Raw genomic sequence first — 23,869 nt, forward strand, 5'->3', positions numbered from 1 at the left:
ACGGGTGACGAGGATGGGTGACGAGGGTGGCTGCAGGGTGGCTGCAGGTGGCTGCAGGGAGGTGCGAAGGATGGGCGATGCGACAGGCTGGCGGGCGATGAACAGCCCGGCCGCGCCTGCGCCGCCGACTATGGCACCAACCGTATCGGACCGGGGTACCGCGCCACCATGCCATCCGACGTCAGCAGCGTGATGCCTTCTACGTTGGCCTGCGCCACCAGCAGGCGGTCGAACGGGTCCCTGTGCAGCGGCGGCAGGCTGTCGACCGTCACCGTGTGCTCGCTGGTGACCGGCAGTTCGCTGTAGCCGTTGTCGAGCAGCCCGCGTCGCAGTACGCGCGGATCGACGCGGAAGTCGCTCCGGCCAAGTCCGCGCTTGATGGCGATCTCCCACAGGCTGGCTGCGCTGAAGAACAGTTCCGAGTCGGGAGAAGCGATCAGCTCGCGGGCCGGCAGGGGAAGGCGTTCCGGCAGCCCGGCGGCCCACAGCAGCAGGTGCGTGTCGAGCAGCAGCTTCATGCGTTGCCGCCGAACAGGGCTTCGATCTCGCCGGCGCCCAGGGTGTCGAAGTCCTCCGGCACCGCGATCTCGCCGGCCAGGAAGCCGAGCCGCCGGACCTGGCCGGCATCCGGGGCGGACAGGGGCACCACCTTGACCAGGGGCTTGCCCGCCTTGGCGATCACGAACGGCTCGCCGCGCGCCGCCTGGTCGACCAGGCGCGAGAGATGGGTCTTGGCTTCGTGGATGTTCACGGTTTGCATGGGTTTCACCAACTGGACTAAGTTTGCTTAGTCTAGTCCATATTGGCGGGTTGTTGGGAGCCTGATCCACCACTCTGAGCGGCGGTCGGGCGACGAAGGCACCGCGGGCGGAGACACTCGCGTCTTGGCGTCATGGCTTCGAAGCGTATCCGGTGAGACGGCCGCAGAACGTTGCCATCGGTGACGATTGCGGCCGGCCTGGCCTCGCCTGCCGGCGATCGCCATGCCATGGGTTTGCTCCCCTCTCCCGCAGGCGGAAGAGGGGAACCCGGTTGCCGCGTGGCGGGTGTTGTCGTCATGGCGAACGCTGGCCTTCGCCTTCGCTATGCCACCGGTTTGCTCCCCTCTCCCACTTGTGGGAGAGGGGCCGGGGGAGAGGGCAGGCGCCCGCAGCAGCCGAGACATCGCATGCCCCTGCATCACCAACCACCACCAACCACCACCGCGTCACCCCTTCCCGCCAAGGAAAGTCTGATATCTCGTTTCAGGGATATGACGCAGGGCGCCGCTTTTCTAAGCTTCGGTCATCGCGCTGCATTCTCCCGCAGCCCGAATACTGACCTGGAGACATCGATGCCCCTGTTTCTCAATGAAGTCTGGCTTGGCGACATCCAGCCCAAGGTGATGGAAGACGCGGTCGCGTTCTTCGGCAACCTGAGCGTCGGCACCAAGCCCGGCAACCTGCCACCCGACCTGCGCATGGTCGCCGGCCCCTGGCTGTCCGCCGAGGAAGCCAAGGTGATGTTCATCTTCGAGATCGACGATCCCTCGACCATGTTCGACGCCTACGCCGAGCGCGTGGTCAGTGGACTGTTCGCGCGCCGCAAGCTGACGCTGCTGTCGGGCTGGGACCAGATGAAAGCCTACACCGACCGCGTGTCGGCCGATCAAGCTTGAGCAAGCAGGGAGAAAGATGATGCCGAAGTTCTTCAACGAAGTCTGGTTGCGCGATATGTCCCCGAACACCATGCAGGGCGTGGTGGATTTCCTCGGCAAGCTGCGCCAGGGCGTGCGGCCGCACAACCTGCCGGGCGACCTCAAGCTGCTGGCCGGACCGTGGCTCTCGAACGAGGAGGCCAAGGTCTATTTCGTATTCGAGATCGACGACCCCACCGAGACCTTCGAGGCGTTCGCCGAGCGCGTCGCCGACGGCTTGTTCCTCAAGCGTCGCCTGACGCTGATCCAGGACTGGGATGGCGCGCGGCGCTTCTCGCGGTATCTCTCCAGCCGGCAGGGCGAGGCGGCCTGATCCGCCCGGGTGGCCGCACCGGCCACCATCGCCATGCCGCTGGACACCAATAAAACAGACCACAGGAGACAAGTGATGAGCGGGTTCAACAGCGGGCGCCGCCTGGCGCTCAAGCAGGGGTTTGCCATGGCGGCCGCGTCCGCCGCCTCCGGCCTCATGATCGGCACGCCGGCGCGCGCGGCGGGGCAGGCGTTCCGCTACAAGCTCGGCATCGCGCTCGACGCCACGCATCCGACCACGGTCAACCTGAGCGCGGCGGCGGCCGAGATCGCCCGCGCCTCGAACGGGCGGCTGGAGATCCGCGTCTTCCCGAGCAGCCAGCTCGGCAACGACACCGACATGATCTCGCAGGTCCGCGCCGGCGCCATCGACTTCGTCAGTACCGCGGGCCTGATCTGGGGCACGCTGGTGCCGGTGGCCTCCATCAGCGGCATCGGCTTCGCCTTCCCGGGCTACGAGCAGGTCTGGGCGGCCATGGACGGCGAGCTGGGCGCGCATATCCGCGCGGCCTTCGCCAAGGTCAACCTGATGCCCCTGCCGAAGATCTGGGACCACGGCTTCCGCCAGGTCACCAGCAGCAACCGGCAGATCCATGTGCCGCAAGACCTCAACGGCTTCAAGATCCGGGTGCCGCTGAGCCCGGCGCTGACTTCGATGTTCAAGGCCTTCGGCGCGGCGCCGGCCGGCATCAACATGGCCGAGACCTACACGGCACTGCAGACCAAGGTCGTCGACGGGCAGGAGAACCCGCTGACCATCCTGCAGACGCAGAAGCTGTACGAGGTGCAGAAGTACTGCTCGCTGACCTCGCACGTGTGGGATGGCTTCTGGCTGGTGGCCAACCAGCGCGCCTGGAATGCGCTGCCGGAAGACCTGCGGCAGCTCGCCGCCACCACCTTCGATGCCTGCGCCGTCAAGCAGCGCCAGGCGGTGGATGCCTTGAACACCCGCCTGCGCGAGGAGCTGAAGGGGCGCGGCATGGCCTTCAACCAGCCCGACGTGAAGGCCTTCCGCAACTACCTGAGCCAGGCCGGTTTCTACAAGGGCTGGCAGCAGAAATTCCCGGCCGAGAGCTGGGCGCTGCTGGAGAAGTACGCGGGCAAGCTGGCCTAGCCGCGCCGCCGCGCCATCGCGCCATCGCGCTGTTGCCACCGGCGGTCTCTCACCGATGGCTGCGCCGCGATGCCCGTTCTCCCTTGAGCGTTCCCCCTTGGGCGTTCCCCCTTGAACGCCGCTCCCCGATGGCCGGTGGCCACGCGCCACCGCCGTGGGCGCACTCACCCCCAACCTACCAAGAGACCCGATCATGATCCTCAAGCAAGCCCTCTCGCTGCTGACGCTGACCCTCACGCTCTCCGTGATGGGAACGCAGGCCGCCGCCGCCGCTGACCTGAAAGGCAAGGTCATGAAGACCCCCACCGGCTACCTGGTGGTGCTGCGCCACGGCGACAACGTGCTGCAGAGCCTGGAGCAACTGGCGCGCGACGAGCAGATCCCCAGCGCCAGCTTCGTCGGCATCGGCTTCATGTCGGAGGCCACCTTCGGCTTCTACGACTTCCAGCGCAAGCAGTTCGATCCGAAGACCTTCCGCAGCGTCGAGATGGCCAATATGACCGGCTCCATCGCCTGGAAGGAAGGCAAGCCGTCCATCCATGCCCACGGCACCGTGACCGACGGCAGCTTCAACGGCGCCGGCGGCCACCTGCTGGGCCTGACCGTCGGCACCGGCTCGTGCGAGATCACCGTCACGGTGTATCCGCAGCGCCTGGAGCGTTTCACCGATCCCGAGATCCAGGCCAATGTCCTCGGCCTGCCGCAACAGTAGGGGAGGTGCGTCATGTCCACCCGAATGGTCGAAGGCGACCCGCGCGCCATGGAGAGTCCCGCCAACGCGCCGGCGAGCGGGGCGCCGGCACGCGCGCTGCAGCTGGCGGACAAAGTGCTCGGCGTGCTGTCGGAGGTGCCGGCCGCCTTGCTGGTGGTGGCCGAGGTCGCCGTGCTGTTCTGCGGCGTGCTGAGCCGCTACGTGCTGCACACGCCGCTGGTGTGGGTCGATGAAGTGGCGTCGCTGCTGTTCATCTGGCTCATCATGCTCGGCTCGGCGATCGCATTCCGGCGCGGCAGCCACATGCGCATGACGGCGCTGGTCGACAAGGCAGGCCCGCAGTGGCGCGGCGTGTTCGAGCTGGTGGCGACGGTGGCCGCGCTGGCGTGGCTGGCGCTGGTGGCCTATCCGGCCTACGCCTTCGCCAGCGAGGAGGCGCTCGTCACCTTGCCCGCGCTGGACATCTCCAATGCCTGGCGCGCCGCCGCGCTGCCGGCCGGCATCGTGCTGATCCTGCTGATGGGCGTGGTGCGGCTGCTGTCCACCGCCAGCCGGCGCGCGGTGGTGGTGGCGCTGCTGGCCTGCGGCGCGGTGGCCGGTGGCCTGGTCGCGCTGCAGCCGGTGCTGCAAGACCTGGGCAATGCCAACCTGCTGCTGTTCTTCGTCGGCTTCGTCGGCCTGCTGATCCTGGGCGGGGTGCCCATCGCCTTCTCCTTCGGCCTGGCCACGGTGGGCTATCTCTCGCTGACCACCTCGACGCCGACCATCGTCGTGATCGGGCGCATGGATGAAGGCATGTCGCACCTGATCCTGCTGGCGGTGCCGCTGTTCGTCTTTCTCGGCATGCTGATCGAGATGACGTCGATGGCGCGCGCCATGGTGCAGTTCCTGTCCAACCTGCTCGGCCAACTCCGCGGCGGCCTGTCGTACGTGCTGATCGGCGCCATGTACCTGGTGTCCGGCATCTCGGGCGCCAAGGCGGCGGACATGGCGGCGGTCGCGCCGGCGCTGTTCCCGGAGATGAAGCAGCGCGGCGCCGACGAAGGCGACATGCTGGCGCTGCTGGCCGCCACCGGCGCGCAGACCGAGACCGTGCCGCCGAGCCTGGTGCTGATCACCATCGGCTCGGTCACCGGCATCTCGATCGCCGACCTGTTCACCGCCGGCCTGCTGCCGGGCGTGGTGCTGGCCCTGATGCTCGGGCTGCTGGTGTGGTGGCGCGCGCGCAAGACCTGCGCGCCCTGCACCCCGCGCGCCAGCCGCGCGGCGGTGGGCAAGAGCCTGCTGGTGGCGCTGCCGGCGCTGGCCTTGCCCTTCGTCATCCGCGCGGCGGTGGTGGAGGGCGTGGCGACGGCGACGGAGGTGTCCACCATCGGCATCGTGTACGCCATGCTCGCCGGCCTGCTGGTGTACCGCCGCTTCGACCTGCGCCGGATCTGGCCCGCGCTGGTGGACACGGCGGCGCTGTCGGGCGCCATCCTGCTGATCATCGGCGCCGCCACCGGCATGGCCTGGTCGCTGACGCAATCGGGTTTCTCCAGCGACCTGGCCGCGGCCATGGCGCGCCTGCCGGGCGGCGCGGCGGCCTTCATGGCGGTGTCGATCGTGGCCTTCGTGCTGCTCGGCAGCGTGCTGGAGGGCATTCCCGCCATCGTCCTGTTCGGGCCGCTGCTGTTCCCCATCGCGCGGCAGCTCGGCATCCACGATGTGCACTACGCCATCGTCGTCGTGCTGGCCATGGGCATCGGCCTGTTCGCGCCGCCGTTCGGGGTCGGCTACTACGCCGCCTGCGCCATCAGCCGCACCCCGCCGAGCCGGGGCGTGCGGCACATCTGGCGCTACATGGCATCGCTGGCGGCCGGCACGGTGCTGGTGGCTGCCGTGCCGTGGATTTCCACCGGCTTCCTTCCGCACTGAAGCACTGAAGCACTGAAGCACCGGGGCGCCGCGCCCCGGTGCATGGATGTGGCGATCCCTTCAGCGACGCATCCATGCATCCACTGACTGATCTCCCGACGCATCGAGCACAACCATGAAATTCGCAGCCTTCGTCGAGTACGCCAACGAGCCCGAGCGGCTTGCCCAGCTCCGCCCGCTTCATCGGGCCTACCTGCAGGACCTGCTGCAACAAGGGCGGCTGGTGGTCGCCGGTCCGTTCGCCGACGGCAGCGGCGCGCTGTTCGTCTACGAAGTCGCCAACGAGAGCGAGGCGGCAAAGCTTGCCGCCAACGATCCCTTCGCCAAGGCCGCGCTGTTCCGCGCCGTCGTCATGAAGCCGTGGAAGCTCGTCTTCGCGAGTCCCGACAACCTCAACCCGCCGCTGTGAGGTGCCGCCGATGACCGAGACGATGACCCAGGCGATGACCCAAGCGACGACCAAGACGACCCACGCGGGCATGGACACTGCCGTGCTGCAACGGCTGGCCGCATCGCTGCGCCAGGCCGCCCTGGACGGCCAGCCGGTGCCGCCGCTGCGGGATGACCTCGCGGCCATGGGCGAGGCGGGCGCCTATGCCGTGCAAGACATCAACACGCAGCACGCGCTGGCCGCCGGGCGCCGCCTGTCCGGCCGCAAGATCGGCCTGACCTCCAAGGCCGTGCAGCAGCAGCTCGGCGTCGACGCGCCGGATTTCGGCATGCTGTTCGCCGACATGGAACTCGCCCCGGATGAGCCGGTGGTCCTCGGGCGCGTGCTGCAGCCGAAGGTCGAGGCCGAAGTGGCCGTCGTGCTGGAGCGCGACCTGGGCGACACCGGCGACGGGCCGGTCACGCTGGCGCGCTTGATCTCGGCCATCGCCTATGTGCTGCCCGCCGTCGAGATCGTCGGCAGCCGCATCCGCCACTGGGACATCCGCCTGCTGGACACGGTGGCCGACAACGCCTCGTCCGGCCTCTATGCCCTCGGCACCCGGCCGCGCAAGCTGTCGGAGGTGGACCTGCGCACCTGCGGCATGCTGATGGAGCGCCGGGGCGAGGTGGTGTCGCTCGGCGTGGGCGCGGCCTGCCTGGGCCATCCGCTCCATGCCGCGCTGTGGCTGGCCCGCAAGATGGCCGACGTCGGCAGGCCGCTGCTGGCCGGCGACGTCATCATGAGCGGCGCCCTCGGGCCCATGGTCACGGTATCGCCGGGCGATGTCATTGACACCACCATCGCCGGACTGGGCACGGTGCGTACTGCTTTCTCGGCGGCTTGATTGCGCAGCTTGATGGCGTGACTTGATGGCGTGACTTGATGGCGTGACTTGATAGCGTGCCTGGACGGCGTGCCTGGATGGCGTGGGGCACGGCCTGCGCATTCGCGCGGGCCGGCAGCCCTATGTTTCCTTGCCGGGGCGCTTGCCCTTGGCCGGCGCGCTGGCCGTCGTGGCCTGTGATGTGGCCTGCGGTGCGGCTTGCGGCGTGCCTTGGGCCGTGGCGGCCCGCGTCAGCTTGCGGATCAGGTCGATCACGGTGCGGCTGGCATGGGTCAGCGGCCGCTGCGTGCTGATGGCCAGCACCAGCGTGCGCGTCAGCACCGGCTCCACGATGCGGCTGACGCCGATGCGCCCGAGCCGCATGTCGACGTCCACCGCCTGCCGCGTCAGGATGGTATAGGCCGCGTGATTGGCCACGATCTCGCGCATGGCCGTCAGCGAATCCACCTCGATCTGCGTGTTCAGCGGCACGCCCGCTTTCTTCGCCTCGTCCAGCAGCATCATGTGGAAGCCGTCCGGCGCGCCCGGCAGCACCAGCGGCAAGGCGGCGGCCTCGGCAAAGCGGCAGCTCGGCCCGGCCACGCGCGGGTCGCCCGCCGGGGCGATCAGGTAGAGCTCATCCGTGGCAAGCGGTTCGTCCGTCTTGTGCAGGCGGTCGCCATAGCGCGAGAACACGCCCACGTCGGCGCGCCCGCTCGCCAGCGCCTCTTCGATATTGCCGGCGAAGCCCTCCATCAGGCGCAGGTCGATCTTCGGGAAATCCGCCCGCACCCGCTGGAACAGCGGCCCGACGATCTGCTGGGTGATGGACGCCTGCAGCGCCAGCCGCACCGGCCCGCTGGGCACGTCGGCCCGATCCCTGACCTCGTTCTTCAGCTGCTCGAACTCGCCCAGCAGCGACTTCACCCGCGGCATGATCGACTGCCCGAACTCCGTCAGCACCACGCCCCGCCCGGTGCGGTAGAACAGCTTTGCGCCGAACTCGCTCTCCATCGAGGCAATGTGCTTGCTCAAGGCCGACTGGGCCATGCCCCGCGCGGCGCAGACCTTGCTGAGGCTGCCCGCCTCGACGATGTCGGATAACAGTTGCAGGTGCTTGATGTCCATCGCCTGTCCGCGCCAGGAGAAACAGAAGCGTGCGCTGCCGCACCGGCTGGCAGGGCATGGCCCGCGCCTGCGTGCGCGGCCGCACGGTGGCCAGATTGTAGCGAGATTCCCTGGCGGGGAAGGGGTGTGCGGCACTTGCCGGCGCGCACACCAGACTCATGCACGGGAGAGGTCCCATGCCCCGGGCTCTTCCCCTCGCGCAAGCCGTTGGATGGAGAAGGCGCGCCGAAGCGTATCCCGAAGCGTATCCCGAAGCGTATCCCGATGCGTGTGCCGAAGCGAATGGCGCCAGCAGGCACCCTGAGCCGCCCACACCGCAACCTGCCGCTCTGCTGCCGCTCTTCCGGGTCCGGCTGGCTTTCTTACAAAGCATTACATCTGCCGGCAAGCGGAAACCTATGCTCAAACTACGAGATCGGTTGGAGAAGAAGGCCATGTCAGCAAACCATATCAACCTGCCCGGCTTGACCTTGATCGCATTGTCCGGCGCCGTGCTGCTTGCCGCCTGTGGAGGCGGAGGAGACGGCGGCTCCGGCGGCGGCACGGGAACCCTCAGCGTCGCCATGACCGACGCGCCCAGTTGCGGTTTCGATCACGTGTTCGTCACGGTCGACCGGGTGCGGGTGCATGCGGATCCGAATGCCGACGTGAAGGGCAGTGGCTGGACGGACATCACGCTGAATCCGGCGCGCCGCATCGATCTGTTGAGCCTGACCAATGGCGTACTCACCACACTCGGCCAAGCTGCGTTGCCTGCCGGCGACTTCCAGCAGATCCGGCTCGTACTGGTTCCGAACGCCGGCGGGGCGCCGGCAAATTCCGTGGTGCCGACGAATGGCAGCGAACAGGCGCTCGACACGCCAAGCGCCGTGCAGTCCGGCATCAAGATCATTCGTCCGTTCACCGTCGCGCCCAACACGCTGACCGATCTTATCCTCGACTTCGACGCGTGCAAGTCCATCGTGGCACGGGGCAACGGCTCGTTCACCCTCAAGCCGGTCGTGACGGCCCTGCCGACCAGTGTCAGCGGCGCCGTGACAGGCGTGGTGAGCGGCGGTCCGGGCGCCAACGTCTACGCGGAACGCCATGGCGTCGTCGTCAAGGCGACGGTGGCAGACGGCAGTGGCAGCTTCACGCTGTCGCCGATCGAGCAAAGCAGCACGGCAGGCAATGTCGACGTCGTCATCGTGCCCATCGCATCGAATGGCCTGAGCACGGGCATCATCAAGGGGGTTCCCGTCGTGGCGGGCGGCAGCACGGCGGTCGCTACCGCGGCCACGCCGATCGCGCTGCCGCAATCGTTGTTCCGCACGGTTTCCGGGACGGTCACGCCAGCCAGCGCGCAGGCAACCATTCGCGCGCTGCAGCAGACTGGCGGCGCGACGTTCGAAATCGCTGCGACTGCCGCGGCGTCCGATACCGGCGCATACAGCCTGTTCCCAACCCAGCCGGCGCTGCCCGCGAGCGCGCCCATGGTGGGCAGCTTCCAGGCGATGCTACCCATCCCGCTCCAAGCGGACGGCACCGCCGCCGGCAAATACAGCATCCAGGCCACCAGCGCCACCGGCGCGGTCAGCACGCAACAGGTGAATGTCAGCAGCACTAGCGTCGTGCAGAACTTTGCTTTCTAGGCAGCGGCGCAGAACGGGCTTCCGTCCACACGGCCAGGCCAGCGAAGGCCATGGCCGCGGGGGGGCGATGACCTCCATCGCTCTGCCCGTCGTGCAGCGCATCGAGAATTGTCAGACGTCAGGAGACTTGCCATGAGCAAACATCGCACTGCAGTCTTGGCCGCCACTGTCCTGGTGGCTTGCCTGTCAATTGCCGCGTACGGCCGGGACAAAGGTGGCGGCGGGGGTGGGGCAATGGGAGGCGGCATGGGAGGCGGCATGGGGGCACCGGGCAGGATGGGCAGTGAGTCCGGTGGTCAATCCGGCAGCCACATGAGCAGTTCCGGCCAGCTCAACACCAATGGGCCGGAATCCACCGACCGCGACAAGGGCAGGGCGCGCGCGGAAGACCGCAGGGACATGGACCGTGGCGACATGGACCGCGACAAGGCAGACCGCGACAAGGCAGATCGCGACAAGGCAGATCGCGACAAGGCAGATCGCGACACGGACCGCGACACGGATCGCGACCATCACTCGAAAAAGCCGCTGGCGCCTCGGCAAGACAAGCGCTAATCCATTGCGTCAGGCAAGGCGCTCCCGAGCGGCGGCACATCCAGGTCGCAGGCTTTGCCACGACACGCACGGCCTGGAGGCGCAGTCGATCGGGGGGCTTTCGAATGACGCAGCGGACTAGGCTCGCTCCATCTCGTGCTCCGCCGCCAGGGCGAGGAAGGCCGAGCGCGACAGGCGCCGCTGCCTGGCGGCCGCGTCGATCTGCTGAAGAAGCCGTTCCGGCAGGCTGATATTCAGCCGCACCGCCTTGGATCTCAGCTTGGACAGATCGATGTCGAACAGCATCCAGACGCCGCCTTCGAACTCGGGCGATGCGGTCAGGGATTCCAACGGCGTTGGTCGGGGAATGGGTGTCTCGCTGCCGGCGAAATGGGCTTCGGCGGCCTCCTGCACGGCGGCGGGCAGATCTTCCCAGTCGTCTGCCGCGGCAAAGCAGCCCGGGAAGTCGGGGAATGAGACGCCGTGCGCGTGCCTGGCGTCTCCCACGTGGACATACAGGGGATAGAGCATCCTTCTTCCTTACCTCAAGCCAGCCTTGTTTCTGGATACTGCGCACCGTGCCTATCGGGAGATCCTTGTCCGGATGCGGGACCGTTACCTTTCCCGGCTTCGTCGGGTGCCTGAACTGATAGTGGGAACCCACGGTGTAGACGAGTTGCCAGCCATCCGCCTTGAGTTGCCGGATCAGGTCTGCGCTATGCATCGATGTCGTGTTTTATATCTTACACAAGAATGTGTAATCTGGCTGGGTTGACCGCGAGGTGCGTTGAGTAGGCAACGGCCTTCACTACGCCACCGGTTCGCTCTCCTCTCCCACTCGTGGGAGAGGGGCCGGGGGAGAGGGCGGGCGCCAGCAAGAAGCGAGCGCCGTCGTACACACGAATGCCGGCGCGAAGCCGATGCACCGCATCGAACCATCAACCGCAGCACACAGGCGAGACCTTTCGAAAGGATGCCCCTGGCAAGCCGAGCGAAACGTTGCACGCTGTCAATTCCGCGCGCGAGCACGTGCCTGCCCAACACAAGCGACCTGCGTCATCTGCGTCATGGTCGTCATCTTTCCATGCTCAGATAGCAACCGAACGCGCCGCTATACTCCCGTGGGGGTGGAATGTGGCGGAACGCACCCTCGTACGCATTGCGGCCGGCTATGCTGTCGGGACAGGGCCGGCGTACATGTGAATACAACGCTAACCAGAGAGAACAAGAATGAAAATCGGGGTCTTATCTCGCGCAGTCACGGCAACGCTTGCGGCGGCATGTCTCGCCACTGCCGCCGGCGCGGCGCAGGCACAAGGCATCTACGCGCCCTTTGTCTATCTCCCCATGACCCCGGTGCCGCTGATCGACCAGATCGGCGTGCACCAAGGAATCCAGCAGTTCAATCTTGCCTTCGTGGTGGCCGGCAGCGGATGCCAGCCTTCCTGGGGCGGCGTGCAGCCGATCGGCGCGAACGCCAGCGGCTCGCTGCTGAGCACCATCGCCACGTCGATCGCCAACTTCCGCGCCAAAGGCGGCGAGGTGGCCGTGTCGTTCGGTGGCGCGGCCGGTACGCCGCTGATGCAGGCATGCAGTTCCGTGTCGACCTTGAAGAGCGCCTACCAGACCGTCATCAACACCTACAACCTCACGCACGTCGACTTCGACCTCGAAGGCACGCCGCTGCAGGACACGGCGGCGGTGTCGCGCCACTTCAGGGCGCTCGCGCAACTGCAATCCAGCCTGGCAAGCAAGGGCAAGACGCTGCATGTCACACTCACGCTGCCGGCCATGCCGTACGGTCTCACGTCGGATGCCGTCAACGCCGTCAACGTGGCCATCCAGAACAAGGTGACGTTCGACGCCGTGAACCTGATGACGATGGACTACGGCACCGCCGATACCGACATGGGCGCGGCGGCCGTCAGCGCGGCGCAGGGGCTGTACTCGCAGCTCGACACGGCGTACAAGGCCGTCGGCCAGGTCAAGACCAATGCGCAGCTGTGGCAGATGGTCGGCGTCACGCCGATGATCGGCGTGAACGACACGCCGGGCGAGATCTTCACGGTGGCCAATGCGCAGAGCGTGCTGAATGTCGCCAGCACCAATGGCTACGGCCTGCTCAGCAACTGGTCGATCAGCCGCGATCAATCGTGCCCGAACGGCGGCACCCAGGTTTCGCTGAGCTGCTCAGGCATTACGCAGAATCCGTATGACTTTGCTACCGTGTTCAAGCCGTTCAACGGCCATTGGGGCACGGGCGTGACGCAGGACCCGAATTACTGAGGCAGCAGCGGGAATTCAAACCGCCCCTGAACTCACCCGAGCGCAATGCAGCCGGCCGCGCAGCATGAAGCGGCCGGTATCCATGCTTCGTGCCATGGCTTGCGAGCCAGCAGAGCATAATGCGGCAGGATGTCAGTCGCATGAAAAAAAAGAGGGCATAGGCGCGGGGAGCTCCTATGCCCTGAGGACTGCAGCAACGGGGTCAAATTGCGTTGCCAGTAGCTATTGTGGTGCATTGCATCAAAGTCGTTACCCCGCAGAGGGTGGGTTACCGTCTTAAGAGGGGTAAAGGAATGGCGTGGGCGGGTGGGGTACCTGCCGGCTCGGCAGAGCACCCGCTACACCCGGGGCCACGGTGCTCGGCTATCGGAGGGAGAGCCCGTCCAGGCAGCCGATGCGGGCGTTTCCGCAGCCCCGCGCGCTCTCCTGGGACAGCCTGCGGGCTTCGCCGCATCGCAGTGCAAAACGCTGGACAGGGTTCCACCGTTTCGCCAGTATCCTGCTTTGCGCATATCCCGCAGGGTCACTCCAGCGGCTCCTCCCGCTCGAATGCCGTGACGTCGACGCGCTGGACCTTGCCCATCTGCCGCACCTCGGTACGCAATACGAAGAAGACGGACGGACAATACCAGTCGGTGACGTTCATTACCGTCGGTATCGACTCCAGCCGTTCACCGGCAAACTCCAAGGTGCCGAGCGAGGTACGCTTCTCGTAGCTAATGGGGAGGCATTTCTGCGGACCCAGCGCGGTGGCAATGGTCTGCAGACGCCCCACCTTACGAGGCCCCACGGCTACCGAGGCATGCTCCGCGCGCATCGTACCCACCTCCTCGCCCGTCGCCAGCCGATAGATCTTGACGGAGAGGCCCGACTCGAACGTCTCGCCTTCGAGCACCTTGCCTTCCTGAAGCGCCATCGATGCGTAATCCAGCACGCCCCGGCCCCGGAACGCCGCTTCGCCGAACATACGGGCATAGCGGGCGCGCGCATTGACAACGGCGCTGATACTTTCCACATTGCCTTCGCTACCGCTTTCCGCAGGCACGATGCGTACAGCATGCACCTGGTCTACCACGACAGGCGGACCCTTCAGGGCGGCCATCGCCGACTTCGAATGGATTTCGAAACTTGCCTCGCAACCGCCCGGCTGGATGGCAGCCTGGCGCAGCCGGAAGGTGATCGACATCGGCATTTCACCGTCGGCCTCCATCTGCACGCGGGTGCCGGCCCGAAACCACGGCATGTCGCATAGCGAGGCGGGCTGCCCGCCTGCCTGCATGGGCTGCGCGGCCACGTATTGAACCGGCAAAGCGCCGGCAAGGCAAAAGGCCACGGTAGCGGCAAGCCGCCAGTGGCCATAGGTCAATGCCATGCTGAGACCGATGCCAGCAACCGGCCGCGTCCGACGACGTGGTGAAGTGGTACGCGCACAAGAAACCGCACAAGAAACATCATTCTTGCGGCAGCTTTCGTTGTCCTCCACAATCAATGCCTCCTGACACAGTGGCTGCCTTCGCCGTAGCGACGATGCACACGGATAATGGCCGGGATGTCATGTCTCTTGGCCATCGGCGATCGCCAGCTCCCTGTTTTCGACACAACATCACAAAAGGGTATTGAGCCTATGGCCTGGACCTACCTGATTCTGGCTGGCTTGTGCGAAATCGGCTGGCCGATCGGCCTGAAGCTCGGCGGCGTAGACTCCCTGCAACGCATGCTGTGGATCGTCTTTGCCATTGCCTGCATGGCGGTCAGCGGCTTCCTCCTCTTGCTCGCCCAGCGCGAGATCCCCATGGGAACCGCCTATGCCACGTGGACCGGGATCGGGGCCGTGGGCGCGTTCCTGGCCGGGATCTTTGTCTTCGGCGACGCCAATACCGCGATGCGGTGGGCGTCTGTCTGCCTGATCACGGCCGGCATCATCGGCCTGAAGCTCGCGTAATCCCTCCGGCAATCCGCGGGCAAAGCCGGCTGCGAGCAGCCAAGTACCGGTCTCCAGCCTCACGCACAGTCCGGCGGGTCTGGCATGCCGCGTGATGCCGGGTCATGCCGGGTCATGCCGGGTCATGCCGGGTCATGCCGTTTGCCGGTCCTCCCCGCGGAAGACGTCATTGGCCGCGCGCCGCCTGGCAGGACGCCCCTGCCGCTGGCTTGCCGAACAACAGTCGCGTGTACTTCGCGGATACGGGGCTGCGCTGGCCCTTGGCGTTGAAATAGCGGTCTTCTCGACACAGGCATTCCTTGACGTCACAGAAGACGCCGTTCGAAAAGGTGAACGCCGAGTGGTCGAACGGCCCGCGCGAAAAGGTCCGCGCAGCGATTTTCTTGCCGAGATAGCGTTCCGTCAGCCCCTGCGAGACGCCATCCTTGTCCGCACAGATATAGCCGTCGCAGAGGACACCAGCGGCCGGTGAATGCACATCCACCGCACGTGCCGACACCGTGCCTGCGGCAAGGAACAGCGCAAATGCCGCAAATGCCCCAAATGCCCCAAATGCCAACGGCCATCGCGATCCACTCATCGCCACCTCATCCGATGCGCCGGGCGGGCCATGGCGCACCGCCGCCGTGAGCACGTGCGCACCAGGGCTCCACGGCAGGACAATCCCGCGCGATAGCCGACTGGCACCGCCTCAAAAGTCGATCTTCTGCAGTTCCCACGCATTCTGGGCATTCCTGCAATAGAGGGGCTCAAGGATCAGCACCGGACCCCTTCCCCGCATCTCCACGGTGATCCGGCGGCAAGGCGTCCCTTTGCGGCGCAAGGTCCGCGGCGTAACGTTTGCCTCGACGATCGGCATGGAGGTCTGGCTTTTCCAGTGCGTTACCTTGGCGTCGCGCTCTTCGTCGCGCACCCGGTACACCTCGGCCTCCAGCCGGGACAGATCCTCCGTGCTCAGGTGAGACAGCGGCGTATCCGATAGAAAACCGAAATTGCCCTGTGCCTGGGCGCCGGCGGCGAACGATGCCAGCACGATGCCGGCCAACATGCAGCGGTAGGGAGTTCGAGCAAGCATAGCGATCCTGACAGTCCAGAAGTTATCGCGCCCGCGTCATCGCATCGGCCATGGCCGCGTTCGACCGCTGCACCGCGCTGCAGCGGGCGTGCCTCGGTCACCTGCAGCCCGGCATATCGTCGCGACAACGATGTGCGATGCACCATCACGGCATTTGCATTGCATGATAATGCCGGGAAGTCCACGCGATTCTGAGGAATTCTGAGATCCGCCCGGACTGTGGCTGGCGGCGGACAGCTGAAGGCTGACAGCGGACAGCGGACAGCGGACAGCTGTCAACGTCATGGCTGCTGGATGTCGACCTCGCCGAGAAACTGATACCCTCGCCCGCGAGCCGAGCGGATGGGGAGTTCCATGCCTGAGGCCGCTTGTACCGCCTTGCGCAATTGATACACATGCGTATCCAGGCGGCGCTGGTCATACTGATCGTAGTCTTCGGAGAGGGCGTTGACGATCTCGCGCCGGTTGACGGGCGCCCCGCGTCCTGCGGCAATGGCGCGCAAGATAATGAACGCTTGTGCGGTAAGGCAGATAGGGGCCTCACCAGGCGGGAGAATCTGGCGCCGCCCGACATCCAGGATCCAGCGCGTGCTGACGCCCCCCGCCGCCAGCCGGCGGCCCAGCGCGGCCACCGTTGCGGCAAGTTCTTCCAGGTCGAAGGGCTTGCCAAGATAGTGATCCGCTCCGATCATGAGGCCGCGAACTCTCTCAGCGGTACTGCTGCGCGCCGAGACAACGATGATGCCCAACCGTCGTCCATGCGCACGCAGCCAGTCGATCAGATCGATGCCGTCGCCGTCCGGCAAGCCAAGGTCGATCACGGCAATGGCATGGTCGCACGGAGAGAACACCTGGCGAAACTCGGCGAGGGTGCCGACGGCGTCGGTGCGGTGCCCGCACTCGGTCAAGTAGCCCGCCAGTTCGCTGCGCAGGACAGGCTCATCTTCAAGAAGGATCACGCTCACCATGGACGTAGTGTACTGTGCTCGCTATTCGCCCATTCTGAGGAAATCCGGTCCCTTCTGTTCCCCTCGTTCGCCGGGATCCATGGCCTGTCGCGCCTGTCGCGCCTGGCTGCTGATTCTCCTCTTGCTGCTCTGCCATGGCGCTGGCGCACAGACGCCACGCAAGCTCACCGCCACTGCCGACCCGATCGATCTCGCCCCCCATATGGCATGGCTGCGCGATACCACGGGCGCCATGACCATCGAGCAGGTGGCGGCTTCCCCCGCCTGGCAGGCGCTTCCCGGCAATCTCAACATGGGGTTCACGCACGACGCGATCTGGCTGCGTGTCGCCATCGATCGGCCCGCCGACGGACCGCGCGACTGGCTGCTCGAAATCAACAACGCGGTGTTTGCCGAAGTCCGGCTCTATCAAGGCAGCGCCGGCGCTGGCTGGCGCGAACGCCGCGCGGGCGGCGACGTGCCGCGCAGCGAATGGGACTGGGATTTCCGTGTTCCGGTCTTCCGCCTGCATGTGGACGAGCCGGGTCCACATACCTTCTGGCTGAGAATCCGCTCCCGAACCTCGATTTCAGCGCAGGTCGTTCTCTGGCAGCCGGCGGCATTCCAGGCGCGCGCGAACACCGAATCGCTGGCCTACGGGATTCTCTTCGGTGCCTACGCCGCAATCTTCATCTTCCATCTCCTCTTCTGGACGTGGACGCGCGAAGAAGTGAACCGATGGTACGCCGGCTACGTGGCCTGCAGCATTGGACAGATGCTGCTGAACTTCGGGCATCTGCAGCAGTACACCGGCATGCCGGGGCCGCTCGGCGACAGGCTGCTGGCGCTGCTGATCTGCAGCTCGATCTGGTTTGGCGTCAAGCTGTGCGTGCAGTTCCTGGGGCTTGCCGCATTGATGCCCCGCCTCGCCCGTATCCTTCCGGCGCTGGCACTGGTGCTTGCCGTGGTCACCTCGTTCCTCGCGGTCGATGTCGGCTACGCCGCAGGCGTTGCGCCAGCGCAGATGTCGATCCTCGTGCTGATCGGCATCCTGACGGCGATCGGCCTGCGCCTTTGGCTCCGCGGGCACCGGCACGCTGGCTTCTTCCTGCTCGCCTTCGGCATCTACTTTGCCGGCATCGTCCTGCGCATCCTGCGCAACCTGACCGTTCTCCCGCCAAACCTCCTTACCGACAACTGCTACCAGGTCGGCGCCATCGCGCATATGGCGGTCATGAGCCTTGCCATCACCTGGCGCTACAACGCCTTGAAGCAGGAGAACGCCCGGGTGCAGGCCGAGGCGCTGCGCGTGCAGACTGACTATGCACTGTCACTGGAATCGACGGTGACGAGCCGGACTGCTTCGCTGGTCGCGGAGATTCGCCGCCGCGAAGCGGTCGAGGGAGAACTGCGGCTTGCGCTGGAAGCCGAGAAGCGGGCACGGCAGGAGCAATGCGATTTCGTGGCCATGGTCTCGCACGAATTCCGCACCCCGTTGTCGATCATCGATACCAGCGCCCAGCGCATTGCCGGGAGCGCAGGCACGCCTCAGCTCACCAGGGATCGCAGTGGCAATATTCGCCAGGCGGTGCGGCGCATGACCTCGCTGATGGATGCGCTGCTTTCCCTGGATCCCCTCGACAACGCCCTGCGCGCCTTCGCGCTGGCCAGTGTCGACCCGGAGCCTTTGCTTCGCAGCGTCGCAAGGGAATGGGATGGTGACACCGTGGTTGTCACCTGCAGCGCGCTACCCGGGACGTTTCCTTGTGACCCGGAACTGATGCGCCTCGCCCTGCGCAACCTGCTGTCCAATGCCATCCGGCACTCTCCCCAGGATTCACCCGTTCATCTCGGCGCGGTTGGCGGGGACAACGGCATCGCCATCTCGATCACGGATCGAGGCCATGGGATTCCAAGCGATGAGCTGCCCAAACTCTTCCAGAAGTACTTCCGCGGCCGCCGCGCCGCGGGCAAGCCAGGCACGGGATTGGGCCTGTACCTGGTCAAGCGCGTCATCGACCTGCATCAAGGGAGTATCCGCGTCGATAGCCAGCTCGGACACGGCACGACGTTCGTCATCTCACTGCCGCATGCCACAGCGGACCCTGCGCGCCCATCCGCCGCTGCCGACAACTTGCTGCTCACTTCAGGCTGACATGGGGCAGGGCAGAGCCGGGTGGCGCGGAGCTGGGCGCGCCAGGCGGCGTCAAGCCGATCGCATGGCAATTGCCGAGCCACCGCGAAGCCACGACGCGGCAGGAAACGGTGGAATGGCGGCCAAGACCCTGCAGAAGTTGCGGGCCGGCGGGCTCGCTGAGAACGGTGTATGAGCCGATGCTTTGCGGTGGATCGGTTTTCGATGCCGATCCTGGGTCAGGGCCTGGTGCAAATCAAGGGGCAAATCAACGCTCAAGTTGCCTGGCAGCACTGGCTTCGAGGTTTGCGCGCTCTTCATCCAGATACCGATAAATGCTTTGCAGGTCGGTGATTTTCTGTCTGATTTCCGCCATCTTCTTTTCAATTACCTTGGCACCGTCAGCGCAATCGATCAGCTTGTTCCGCTGCGCATCCAGAATCTCGCCTATTTCCTTCAGGGAGAAACCCATGCTCTGCGCGCGCTGGATAAAGTCCAGGTCCTGCAGGGTCTGCGCTGAATAAACGCGATAATTGTTGGTTTGCCGTAGCGGTGAGATCAGGCCGATTTGCTCGTAGTAACGCAGCGTATGGCGGCTGGCGCCGCTGCGGGCCTCGAGTTCGCTGATTTTCATGAAAACACCGCTTGACTATAGAGTTGGGTCGACAGTTTACACTCGATTTCTCGCCTTACCAAGGAGCAGGGAAATGAGCGTGGAGTGCTTTGTCACGGGGGGGACCGGCTTCATCGGTCAACATTTGCTGGCGACCCTGAGTGCAAAAGGTCACACCATCCGGGTGCTGATGCGTCGCCCGGAGCGACTCGCCGCACTGCGGGAGCAAGTCGACAAGCTGGGCGGGAACGCCACCCGGGTATTTGCCGTAGCTGGCGATCTGGAACAGGACAACCTCGGGCTGAGTCTTGCTGACCGAGAAACGCTAAGGCAGGCGAAAGTCGTATTCCACTTGGGCGCCCACTTCGCTTGGGGGCTTTCATTGGCGCATTCTCGTGCGGTGAATGTGGAAGGGGCAAAGCGCGTGGCGCTGTTGGCGGCCGAGCAGAACAGCCGCTTAGTGATGATCGGCGGCTACATGCTGAAGAATCATGAACATCTGCAACGTATCGGCATCGATCCGCGTTATCCGGGGCTGACGGATTGGCCTGCCGTCTACCGGCGTGTCGGTGCTTACGAGGGGAGCAAGATCGAGGCGCATTTTGCCACCCTGGAGCTCATGTCCGCCAAGGGCGGAGAGATGACCGTTGTCCACCCCGCGACGGTTTGCGGCCACAGCCGCACGGGGCACATCCTTGACGGCCAGCCGCTGGTGGAGTTGATACGCAACCTGTTGCAGGGAAAGCTGACGGCAGTGCCCGGTACGGCCAAGCACTGGCTGCCACTGGTCACCGTGGATTACCTGGTCGAGCTGGTGGCGGCTTGTGCCTTGGATCCTGCCATGGCGGGCCAGGAACTGCTGGCGCTCGATAGCCAGACTCCCGGCTTGCGGGAACTCCTGGCTGAGGCGGCGCAACCCGTTGGCGTAAAGCCTCCCAGGCATTACATTCCGCTCCGCTTGCTGAAGTTGCTGCTGGGTATTCCTCCCCTCGCGCGATTTTTGAATACCAAGGCCGAAGCCCTGGACTTTATCCAGACCACTCGTTTTGATACAGCGGCGCTCGAGCAATTTGCCGGCAGGCATGGCATAGCCAAACCGGATATACGTCAGTCTTTGCAGCACACGGCAACCTTCGTCAACGCCTATTGCCTGGCCAAGGGGAAGTCCCGCTGATTTCTCCCCTGGGCGCGACAAAGCCGTCAGCCCCGTCAGCCCCGTCAGCCCCGTCAGCCCCGTCAGCCCCGTCAGCCCCGATTCAAGTTCGAGCGCCTGGATCCTGGTGATCCGTGGCGGGATCAAGGCAGGCGCGCGCCGGATGGAAGGGAGGGGCGTGGCGCATTGCCCGCCCGAAGACACCGGCCACACGCAATCAGAAGATTCGGTTGCTTGCTTCCCCGGGTGGGTTCCTTGGGCGGAAGCGCGCTGGCGAGCCCGGCGCTAAGACGATCCGGATCGGCATACAACGGACCATTGACGCCGCGCTCACCAATCGAGCACGGCGGGAAGCGTCATGGCTTCCGTATGGGGAAATAGCCCTGACGGGGGGTACGGGCGGGTATCGAGATCATGATCCATCGCTCTCCCGCGCATTATCTAAAGGTCCAATGGCTCGGCCCGTGAAAGAGGATCGTGAAAGAGGATCGTGACAGAAGGTCATAACGGAAGATAGTAACAGACGATTCCTGCGTACACGATCTCGATTGAAATCAGTTTTCCTCAGTTTCCGGCCGAGATTCTCGGCTATGATGCCCTCAACCGGTCTGGAAATAGACTGAATATAAAGCCACTTTCCTATTCCATTCGAGGATACGCATCTTGAAACCCTTGTCAAAGTTCGCATTGGCGGTTTTCATGGCGACCCTGACTGGCGCGCCGCCGTCTCTGGCCTGCTCTCGCATTACTTATACCGGCCCGGATCATATGATCGTCACGGGCCGTTCCATGGATTGGATGGTGCCGGTACATACCAACCTGTGGGCATTTCCGGCGGGAACGGCTCGCGATGGCGCCGCCGTGGATCATTCGCTCACCTGGACATCGAAGTACAGCAGCGTCATCGCCGCAGCCTATGATGCCGCGACGACCGATGGCATCAATGAGAAGGGCCTGGTCGCCAACCTCCTGTACCTCGGCACTGCCGACTACGGGGTACGCAACAAGGCGCAACCGGGGCTGTCGATCGCGGGCTGGGCGCAGTACGTGCTCGACAACTTCGCGACGGTTGACGAAGCCGTTAACGCGTTGCGCGCCGAGCCGTTCCAACTGGTGCTTCCGGAGTTGCCTGGGGGCTTCAAGCCGGCCCTCCACCTCGCGATCTCCGATGCAACCGGCGACTCGGCGATCTTCGAGTACCTGAGCGGCAAGCTGGTCATTCATCATGGCCATCAATATGCCGTCATGACCAACGAGCCCAGCTACGATCAGCAGCTGGCGCTGAACACGTATTGGCAGGAAATCGGCGGTACCGCGATGCTGCCCGGCACGGAAAGGCCCGCCGACCGTTTCGTCCGCGCTTCCTACTACCTGGGCGAAGCCCCGAAGACCGCCGATCCCGTGCTGTCGGTGGCCGCCATGTTCTCCATCGTGCGTAATGTCTCGGTGCCGATGGGCGCGCAACGGCCCGGTGCCCCGAACGTGGCGCCAACGCTCTGGCGCACCGTCGCCGATCATAAGAACCGGATCTACTATTTCGAGGCCACCACGTCGCCCAACGTCTTCTGGGTCTCCTTCGACAAGGTCGATATCAAACCTGGCGGACCAGCGATGCGGCTTCCCGTTGATGACGGTCCGGTGTGGGCCGGGGACGTCGCGGGCAGTTTCAAGGCCGCCGATGTCTTCCGCTTCCTGCCAGCCAAGAGCTAGTCCGCTCTGCACGGAATCGGAAAGCCCCTCGGCAGGCCAGCCAGGCGCGGCGATGCGCGCTCAGACTGAGCGGGCAACCTGCCGGGTAGCGAAAGCGCGTCGATGTCGGTGAGGGGGGCTTTGCGGCTTCCTTCCCGGTGCGCCGAGGACTCGGAACCGCAACGCCACGCTCCGCGCTCCGTGCTCGGCATGCTCGACCGGCAGGGGCGGCAGCGTTCCGCTTGGACCTGAGTTTCCATCGATGGGAAACCGTGCAGATTTCCTGCCCGGCCATGGCAACCCGTCTCCAATCTTCTCGCGAACACACGAACACACGAACACATGAAGCGATTCGTGCTGCTTATCCTGATTTCCTGCGCTGCCAATCAAGCCAGCATCGCTGAGACGTCTGATCTTTCGGCGCATGACATTGCCAAGCTGCTTCAGAATCCTCTCGCGGACACGATCAGCCTCCCCTTTGCCAACGACACCAACTTTCCTCTTGGCCCGGATCGACGAGCAGGCAATGTGCTGAACATCCAGCCTGTGATTCCATTCCGGCTGAACAGTGACTGGAATCTCGTCACGCGCACCACGGTGCCGTTGATCTCGCAACCCCGCCTTTCCCCGTCCGATCCGGCAACATTCGGGCTTGGTGACATTGTCCCCATGGCCGTGCTATCACCCAGCACCGCATCCAATGTGACATGGGGGCTCGGTGCGACGTTCTCGATTCCCACCGCAACCAGCAGCAGCCTTGGCGCAAACCGATGGGCCGCGGGGCCCGCCGCCGTGGTACTTACCATGCCGGACCCCTGGGTGTTCGGTCTGCTGGTCAGTCACTTGAGATCCTTCTCTGGCTCCAGCGCCGGCGCACGCATCGATCGAACCGCAGCCCAGTACTTCGTCATCTACAACTTCCCGAGTGGCTGGTTCCTGTCTTCCACGCCAATCATCGCCGCGGACTGGGCAGCAAAGTCCAATGCGCGATGGACTGTGCCGGTAGGCGGGGAAATCGGCAAGGTCTTCAATCTTTCCGGGCAGGCGATGTCAGCATCGATCGGGCTCTACCGCAATGTCATCAGGCCGACGGATTCTCCCGATTGGCAGGTAAGGCTCAATGTGAGTTTTGTTTTTCCTCGATAGACCGTCTTACGCTGCCGCCATCGTGATCGGTCAGCCCGATGCAGTGATCGTCCGGTTTCGTCACAAGAAGTTGCTGCCCGAGTAGAAGGCCAATTGGCGCCGCCATGGCGCGCCCGCGCCTTACCAACGGCGCTTCGGCAAGCACCGCAGTCTGACCGTCTTCTACCCATCGCCTGCAAATGCGGAGCAAGCTCTCGCGGATTCCCCAGAGAACCCAGGAAAAGCTTGGCATCGGGTTCGAATCCCCACGAACCGAGGGTGCGCGAGTGGACGCCGGTGTGGGCGGTACTGTACTAGGCTTAACCACGTGTCTGACGTAACCGAGCCGCGCATGCGGCACGAAGACCCGGAGCCACGCCAATGTCCATCCAACGATACGGTCATTACATCATCGAGGGCTTTGGGAAGCCCGTCGGCGGTGGCAAATTCGCTGCACTCGGGCGCGTGCGGTTGGGGGATTTCACCGTCGAGGAATCCGATGAGCTCGGACATTTCGAGCAGTTTGCGGATGCCCAATCCCGAGGTCTTTCGTGGGCACAGCGCCGTGCCGATGAGATGAGCGCAGGACACTGAGCCGCCCTGAG

The 23,869-nt window shown here is 65.1% G+C and carries 25 protein-coding genes and 2 pseudogenes; 17 read left to right on the forward strand and 10 right to left on the reverse strand.

Annotated elements, in window-relative coordinates; all coding sequences use genetic code 11:
* Nucleotides 1-128 precede the first annotated feature (128 nt).
* Both BKK80_RS05435 and BKK80_RS05440 read right to left on the reverse strand, forming a co-directional pair.
* Nucleotides 129-518 (reverse strand): type II toxin-antitoxin system VapC family toxin, encoded by a 390-nt coding sequence (locus BKK80_RS05435; protein WP_071037417.1) that lies wholly within the window; start codon nucleotides 516-518, stop codon nucleotides 129-131.
* Complete coding sequence (locus tag BKK80_RS05440; protein WP_071011383.1) at nucleotides 515-760, reverse strand: type II toxin-antitoxin system Phd/YefM family antitoxin; 246 nt, start codon at nucleotides 758-760, stop codon at nucleotides 515-517. The genes BKK80_RS05435 and BKK80_RS05440 overlap by 4 nt, the downstream gene beginning before the upstream one ends.
* 573 nt (nucleotides 761-1,333) lie before the next feature.
* Here BKK80_RS05440 and BKK80_RS05445 point away from each other — a divergent pair.
* From BKK80_RS05445 to mhpD, 7 genes are all read left to right on the forward strand, one after another.
* A complete protein-coding gene (locus BKK80_RS05445) occupies nucleotides 1,334-1,657 on the forward strand; it encodes a hypothetical protein (RefSeq protein WP_071011384.1) in 324 nt (107 codons plus the stop codon).
* A gap of 16 nt (nucleotides 1,658-1,673) precedes the next feature.
* Nucleotides 1,674-2,009 carry a hypothetical protein gene (locus BKK80_RS05450; RefSeq protein WP_232346280.1) on the forward strand — a complete coding sequence of 112 codons (336 nt, stop codon included), beginning with the start codon at nucleotides 1,674-1,676 and terminating at the stop codon, nucleotides 2,007-2,009.
* A gap of 75 nt (nucleotides 2,010-2,084) precedes the next feature.
* Nucleotides 2,085-3,122, forward strand: coding sequence for a TRAP transporter substrate-binding protein (locus BKK80_RS05455; RefSeq protein WP_071011388.1), 1,038 nt, complete (start codon nucleotides 2,085-2,087; stop codon nucleotides 3,120-3,122).
* 193 nt (nucleotides 3,123-3,315) lie between these two features.
* Nucleotides 3,316-3,834, forward strand: a complete 519-nt coding sequence (locus tag BKK80_RS05460) for a PPC domain-containing DNA-binding protein (protein WP_071011390.1) — start codon at nucleotides 3,316-3,318, stop codon at nucleotides 3,832-3,834.
* A 12-nt stretch (nucleotides 3,835-3,846) separates the two neighbouring features.
* On the forward strand, nucleotides 3,847-5,751 hold the full coding sequence (locus tag BKK80_RS05465) for a TRAP transporter large permease (protein WP_071011391.1): 1,905 nt from the start codon (nucleotides 3,847-3,849) through the stop codon (nucleotides 5,749-5,751).
* Nucleotides 5,752-5,866: 115 nt separating this feature from the next.
* Entirely contained in the window at nucleotides 5,867-6,160 is a 294-nt protein-coding gene (locus BKK80_RS05470) for a YciI family protein (RefSeq protein WP_071011393.1), read from the forward strand.
* A 70-nt stretch (nucleotides 6,161-6,230) separates the two neighbouring features.
* The gene (gene mhpD / locus BKK80_RS05475; RefSeq protein WP_071070705.1) at nucleotides 6,231-7,028 is read left to right on the forward strand and encodes a 2-keto-4-pentenoate hydratase; all 798 of its coding nucleotides are present in this window, start codon (nucleotides 6,231-6,233) and stop codon (nucleotides 7,026-7,028) included.
* A 120-nt stretch (nucleotides 7,029-7,148) separates the two neighbouring features.
* Here mhpD and BKK80_RS05480 read toward each other — a convergent pair whose 3' ends face one another.
* Nucleotides 7,149-8,135 (reverse strand): LysR family transcriptional regulator, encoded by a 987-nt coding sequence (locus tag BKK80_RS05480; RefSeq protein ID WP_071068689.1) that lies wholly within the window; start codon nucleotides 8,133-8,135, stop codon nucleotides 7,149-7,151.
* A gap of 434 nt (nucleotides 8,136-8,569) precedes the next feature.
* On the opposite strand from BKK80_RS05480, the gene BKK80_RS05485 reads away from it, so the two are divergent.
* Both BKK80_RS05485 and BKK80_RS36235 read left to right on the forward strand, forming a co-directional pair.
* On the forward strand, nucleotides 8,570-9,766 hold the full coding sequence (locus BKK80_RS05485) for a DUF4382 domain-containing protein (protein WP_071070707.1): 1,197 nt from the start codon (nucleotides 8,570-8,572) through the stop codon (nucleotides 9,764-9,766).
* 132 nt (nucleotides 9,767-9,898) lie between these two features.
* A complete protein-coding gene (locus tag BKK80_RS36235) occupies nucleotides 9,899-10,321 on the forward strand; it encodes a hypothetical protein (RefSeq protein WP_157903159.1) in 423 nt (140 codons plus the stop codon).
* Nucleotides 10,322-10,438: 117 nt separating this feature from the next.
* Here the strand turns inward: BKK80_RS36235 and BKK80_RS05495 are convergent, their stop codons facing one another.
* Together BKK80_RS05495 and BKK80_RS35360 are read right to left on the reverse strand one after the other, a co-directional pair.
* Complete coding sequence (locus tag BKK80_RS05495) at nucleotides 10,439-10,831, reverse strand: type II toxin-antitoxin system HicB family antitoxin (RefSeq protein ID WP_071011396.1); 393 nt, start codon at nucleotides 10,829-10,831, stop codon at nucleotides 10,439-10,441.
* A gap of 16 nt (nucleotides 10,832-10,847) precedes the next feature.
* A pseudogene (locus BKK80_RS35360) lies at nucleotides 10,848-11,024 on the reverse strand (type II toxin-antitoxin system HicA family toxin); the annotation flags it as partial.
* 506 nt (nucleotides 11,025-11,530) lie between these two features.
* Between BKK80_RS35360 and BKK80_RS05500 the strand changes: the two are divergent.
* Nucleotides 11,531-12,583: pseudogene (locus BKK80_RS05500) on the forward strand (chitinase); the annotation flags it as partial.
* A gap of 526 nt (nucleotides 12,584-13,109) precedes the next feature.
* On the opposite strand, the gene BKK80_RS05505 reads toward BKK80_RS05500, so the two are convergent.
* Nucleotides 13,110-13,958 (reverse strand): hypothetical protein, encoded by an 849-nt coding sequence (locus BKK80_RS05505; RefSeq protein ID WP_071068691.1) that lies wholly within the window; start codon nucleotides 13,956-13,958, stop codon nucleotides 13,110-13,112.
* A gap of 252 nt (nucleotides 13,959-14,210) precedes the next feature.
* Between BKK80_RS05505 and BKK80_RS05510 the strand changes: the two genes are divergently transcribed.
* Nucleotides 14,211-14,528, forward strand: coding sequence for a DMT family transporter (locus BKK80_RS05510; protein WP_071011401.1), 318 nt, complete (start codon nucleotides 14,211-14,213; stop codon nucleotides 14,526-14,528).
* Between the two features lie 166 nt (nucleotides 14,529-14,694).
* On the opposite strand, the gene BKK80_RS05515 is transcribed toward BKK80_RS05510, so the two are convergent.
* The 3 genes from BKK80_RS05515 to BKK80_RS05525 form a co-directional block, all read right to left on the reverse strand.
* On the reverse strand, nucleotides 14,695-15,108 hold the full coding sequence (locus tag BKK80_RS05515; protein WP_071068692.1) for a YcgJ family protein: 414 nt from the start codon (nucleotides 15,106-15,108) through the stop codon (nucleotides 14,695-14,697).
* Nucleotides 15,109-15,219: 111 nt separating this feature from the next.
* Nucleotides 15,220-15,603, reverse strand: a complete 384-nt coding sequence (locus BKK80_RS05520; protein ID WP_071068693.1) for a hypothetical protein — start codon at nucleotides 15,601-15,603, stop codon at nucleotides 15,220-15,222.
* 281 nt (nucleotides 15,604-15,884) lie between these two features.
* The gene (locus BKK80_RS05525) at nucleotides 15,885-16,571 is read right to left on the reverse strand and encodes a response regulator transcription factor (RefSeq protein WP_071011404.1); all 687 of its coding nucleotides are present in this window, start codon (nucleotides 16,569-16,571) and stop codon (nucleotides 15,885-15,887) included.
* On the opposite strand from BKK80_RS05525, the gene BKK80_RS05530 reads away from it, so the two are divergent.
* Nucleotides 16,570-18,705 carry a sensor histidine kinase gene (locus tag BKK80_RS05530; RefSeq protein WP_084545490.1) on the forward strand — a complete coding sequence of 712 codons (2,136 nt, stop codon included), beginning with the start codon at nucleotides 16,570-16,572 and terminating at the stop codon, nucleotides 18,703-18,705. The two genes, BKK80_RS05525 and BKK80_RS05530, sit on opposite strands and share 2 nt — an antisense overlap.
* Nucleotides 18,706-18,952: 247 nt before the next feature.
* Here the strand turns inward: BKK80_RS05530 and BKK80_RS05535 are convergent, their stop codons facing one another.
* On the reverse strand, nucleotides 18,953-19,318 hold the full coding sequence (locus BKK80_RS05535) for a MerR family transcriptional regulator (RefSeq protein WP_071011407.1): 366 nt from the start codon (nucleotides 19,316-19,318) through the stop codon (nucleotides 18,953-18,955).
* A gap of 73 nt (nucleotides 19,319-19,391) precedes the next feature.
* Here BKK80_RS05535 and BKK80_RS05540 point away from each other — a divergent pair, with 73 nt between their 5' ends.
* From BKK80_RS05540 to BKK80_RS05550, 5 genes are all read left to right on the forward strand, one after another.
* Nucleotides 19,392-20,471, forward strand: a complete 1,080-nt coding sequence (locus tag BKK80_RS05540) for an SDR family oxidoreductase (protein WP_071068695.1) — start codon at nucleotides 19,392-19,394, stop codon at nucleotides 20,469-20,471.
* Nucleotides 20,472-20,584: 113 nt separating this feature from the next.
* Nucleotides 20,585-20,944, forward strand: coding sequence for an IS4 family transposase (locus BKK80_RS37330; protein WP_236903724.1), 360 nt, complete (start codon nucleotides 20,585-20,587; stop codon nucleotides 20,942-20,944).
* A 205-nt stretch (nucleotides 20,945-21,149) separates the two neighbouring features.
* The gene (locus tag BKK80_RS05545; RefSeq protein ID WP_071068696.1) at nucleotides 21,150-22,160 is read left to right on the forward strand and encodes a linear amide C-N hydrolase; all 1,011 of its coding nucleotides are present in this window, start codon (nucleotides 21,150-21,152) and stop codon (nucleotides 22,158-22,160) included.
* A gap of 321 nt (nucleotides 22,161-22,481) precedes the next feature.
* Nucleotides 22,482-23,285 (forward strand): hypothetical protein, encoded by an 804-nt coding sequence (locus BKK80_RS36245; RefSeq protein ID WP_157903160.1) that lies wholly within the window; start codon nucleotides 22,482-22,484, stop codon nucleotides 23,283-23,285.
* Between the two features lie 360 nt (nucleotides 23,286-23,645).
* Entirely contained in the window at nucleotides 23,646-23,858 is a 213-nt protein-coding gene (locus tag BKK80_RS05550; protein WP_071011411.1) for a hypothetical protein, read from the forward strand.
* The last annotated feature ends 11 nt before the right edge of the window (nucleotides 23,859-23,869 follow it).

The organism is Cupriavidus malaysiensis (genome assembly GCF_001854325.1).
Taxonomy (GTDB): Bacteria; Pseudomonadota; Gammaproteobacteria; order Burkholderiales; family Burkholderiaceae; genus Cupriavidus; species Cupriavidus malaysiensis.

Coding starts and splice junctions, on each gene's coding strand:
- BKK80_RS05435 (WP_071037417.1), bottom strand. CDS start 518: ATGAAGCTGCTGCTCGACACGCACCTGCTGCTGTGGGCCGCCGGGCTG.
- BKK80_RS05440 (WP_071011383.1), bottom strand. CDS start 760: ATGCAAACCGTGAACATCCACGAAGCCAAGACCCATCTCTCGCGCCTG.
- BKK80_RS05445 (WP_071011384.1), top strand. CDS start 1,334: ATGCCCCTGTTTCTCAATGAAGTCTGGCTTGGCGACATCCAGCCCAAG.
- BKK80_RS05450 (WP_232346280.1), top strand. CDS start 1,674: ATGATGCCGAAGTTCTTCAACGAAGTCTGGTTGCGCGATATGTCCCCG.
- BKK80_RS05455 (WP_071011388.1), top strand. CDS start 2,085: ATGAGCGGGTTCAACAGCGGGCGCCGCCTGGCGCTCAAGCAGGGGTTT.
- BKK80_RS05460 (WP_071011390.1), top strand. CDS start 3,316: ATGATCCTCAAGCAAGCCCTCTCGCTGCTGACGCTGACCCTCACGCTC.
- BKK80_RS05465 (WP_071011391.1), top strand. CDS start 3,847: ATGTCCACCCGAATGGTCGAAGGCGACCCGCGCGCCATGGAGAGTCCC.
- BKK80_RS05470 (WP_071011393.1), top strand. CDS start 5,867: ATGAAATTCGCAGCCTTCGTCGAGTACGCCAACGAGCCCGAGCGGCTT.
- mhpD (WP_071070705.1), top strand. CDS start 6,231: ATGGACACTGCCGTGCTGCAACGGCTGGCCGCATCGCTGCGCCAGGCC.
- BKK80_RS05480 (WP_071068689.1), bottom strand. CDS start 8,135: ATGGACATCAAGCACCTGCAACTGTTATCCGACATCGTCGAGGCGGGC.
- BKK80_RS05485 (WP_071070707.1), top strand. CDS start 8,570: ATGTCAGCAAACCATATCAACCTGCCCGGCTTGACCTTGATCGCATTG.
- BKK80_RS36235 (WP_157903159.1), top strand. CDS start 9,899: ATGAGCAAACATCGCACTGCAGTCTTGGCCGCCACTGTCCTGGTGGCT.
- BKK80_RS05495 (WP_071011396.1), bottom strand. CDS start 10,831: ATGCTCTATCCCCTGTATGTCCACGTGGGAGACGCCAGGCACGCGCAC.
- BKK80_RS05505 (WP_071068691.1), bottom strand. CDS start 13,958: ATGGCATTGACCTATGGCCACTGGCGGCTTGCCGCTACCGTGGCCTTT.
- BKK80_RS05510 (WP_071011401.1), top strand. CDS start 14,211: ATGGCCTGGACCTACCTGATTCTGGCTGGCTTGTGCGAAATCGGCTGG.
- BKK80_RS05515 (WP_071068692.1), bottom strand. CDS start 15,108: ATGAGTGGATCGCGATGGCCGTTGGCATTTGGGGCATTTGGGGCATTT.
- BKK80_RS05520 (WP_071068693.1), bottom strand. CDS start 15,603: ATGCTTGCTCGAACTCCCTACCGCTGCATGTTGGCCGGCATCGTGCTG.
- BKK80_RS05530 (WP_084545490.1), top strand. CDS start 16,570: ATGGACGTAGTGTACTGTGCTCGCTATTCGCCCATTCTGAGGAAATCC.
- BKK80_RS05525 (WP_071011404.1), bottom strand. CDS start 16,571: ATGGTGAGCGTGATCCTTCTTGAAGATGAGCCTGTCCTGCGCAGCGAA.
- BKK80_RS05535 (WP_071011407.1), bottom strand. CDS start 19,318: ATGAAAATCAGCGAACTCGAGGCCCGCAGCGGCGCCAGCCGCCATACG.
- BKK80_RS05540 (WP_071068695.1), top strand. CDS start 19,392: ATGAGCGTGGAGTGCTTTGTCACGGGGGGGACCGGCTTCATCGGTCAA.
- BKK80_RS05545 (WP_071068696.1), top strand. CDS start 21,150: ATGGCGACCCTGACTGGCGCGCCGCCGTCTCTGGCCTGCTCTCGCATT.
- BKK80_RS36245 (WP_157903160.1), top strand. CDS start 22,482: ATGAAGCGATTCGTGCTGCTTATCCTGATTTCCTGCGCTGCCAATCAA.
- BKK80_RS05550 (WP_071011411.1), top strand. CDS start 23,646: ATGTCCATCCAACGATACGGTCATTACATCATCGAGGGCTTTGGGAAG.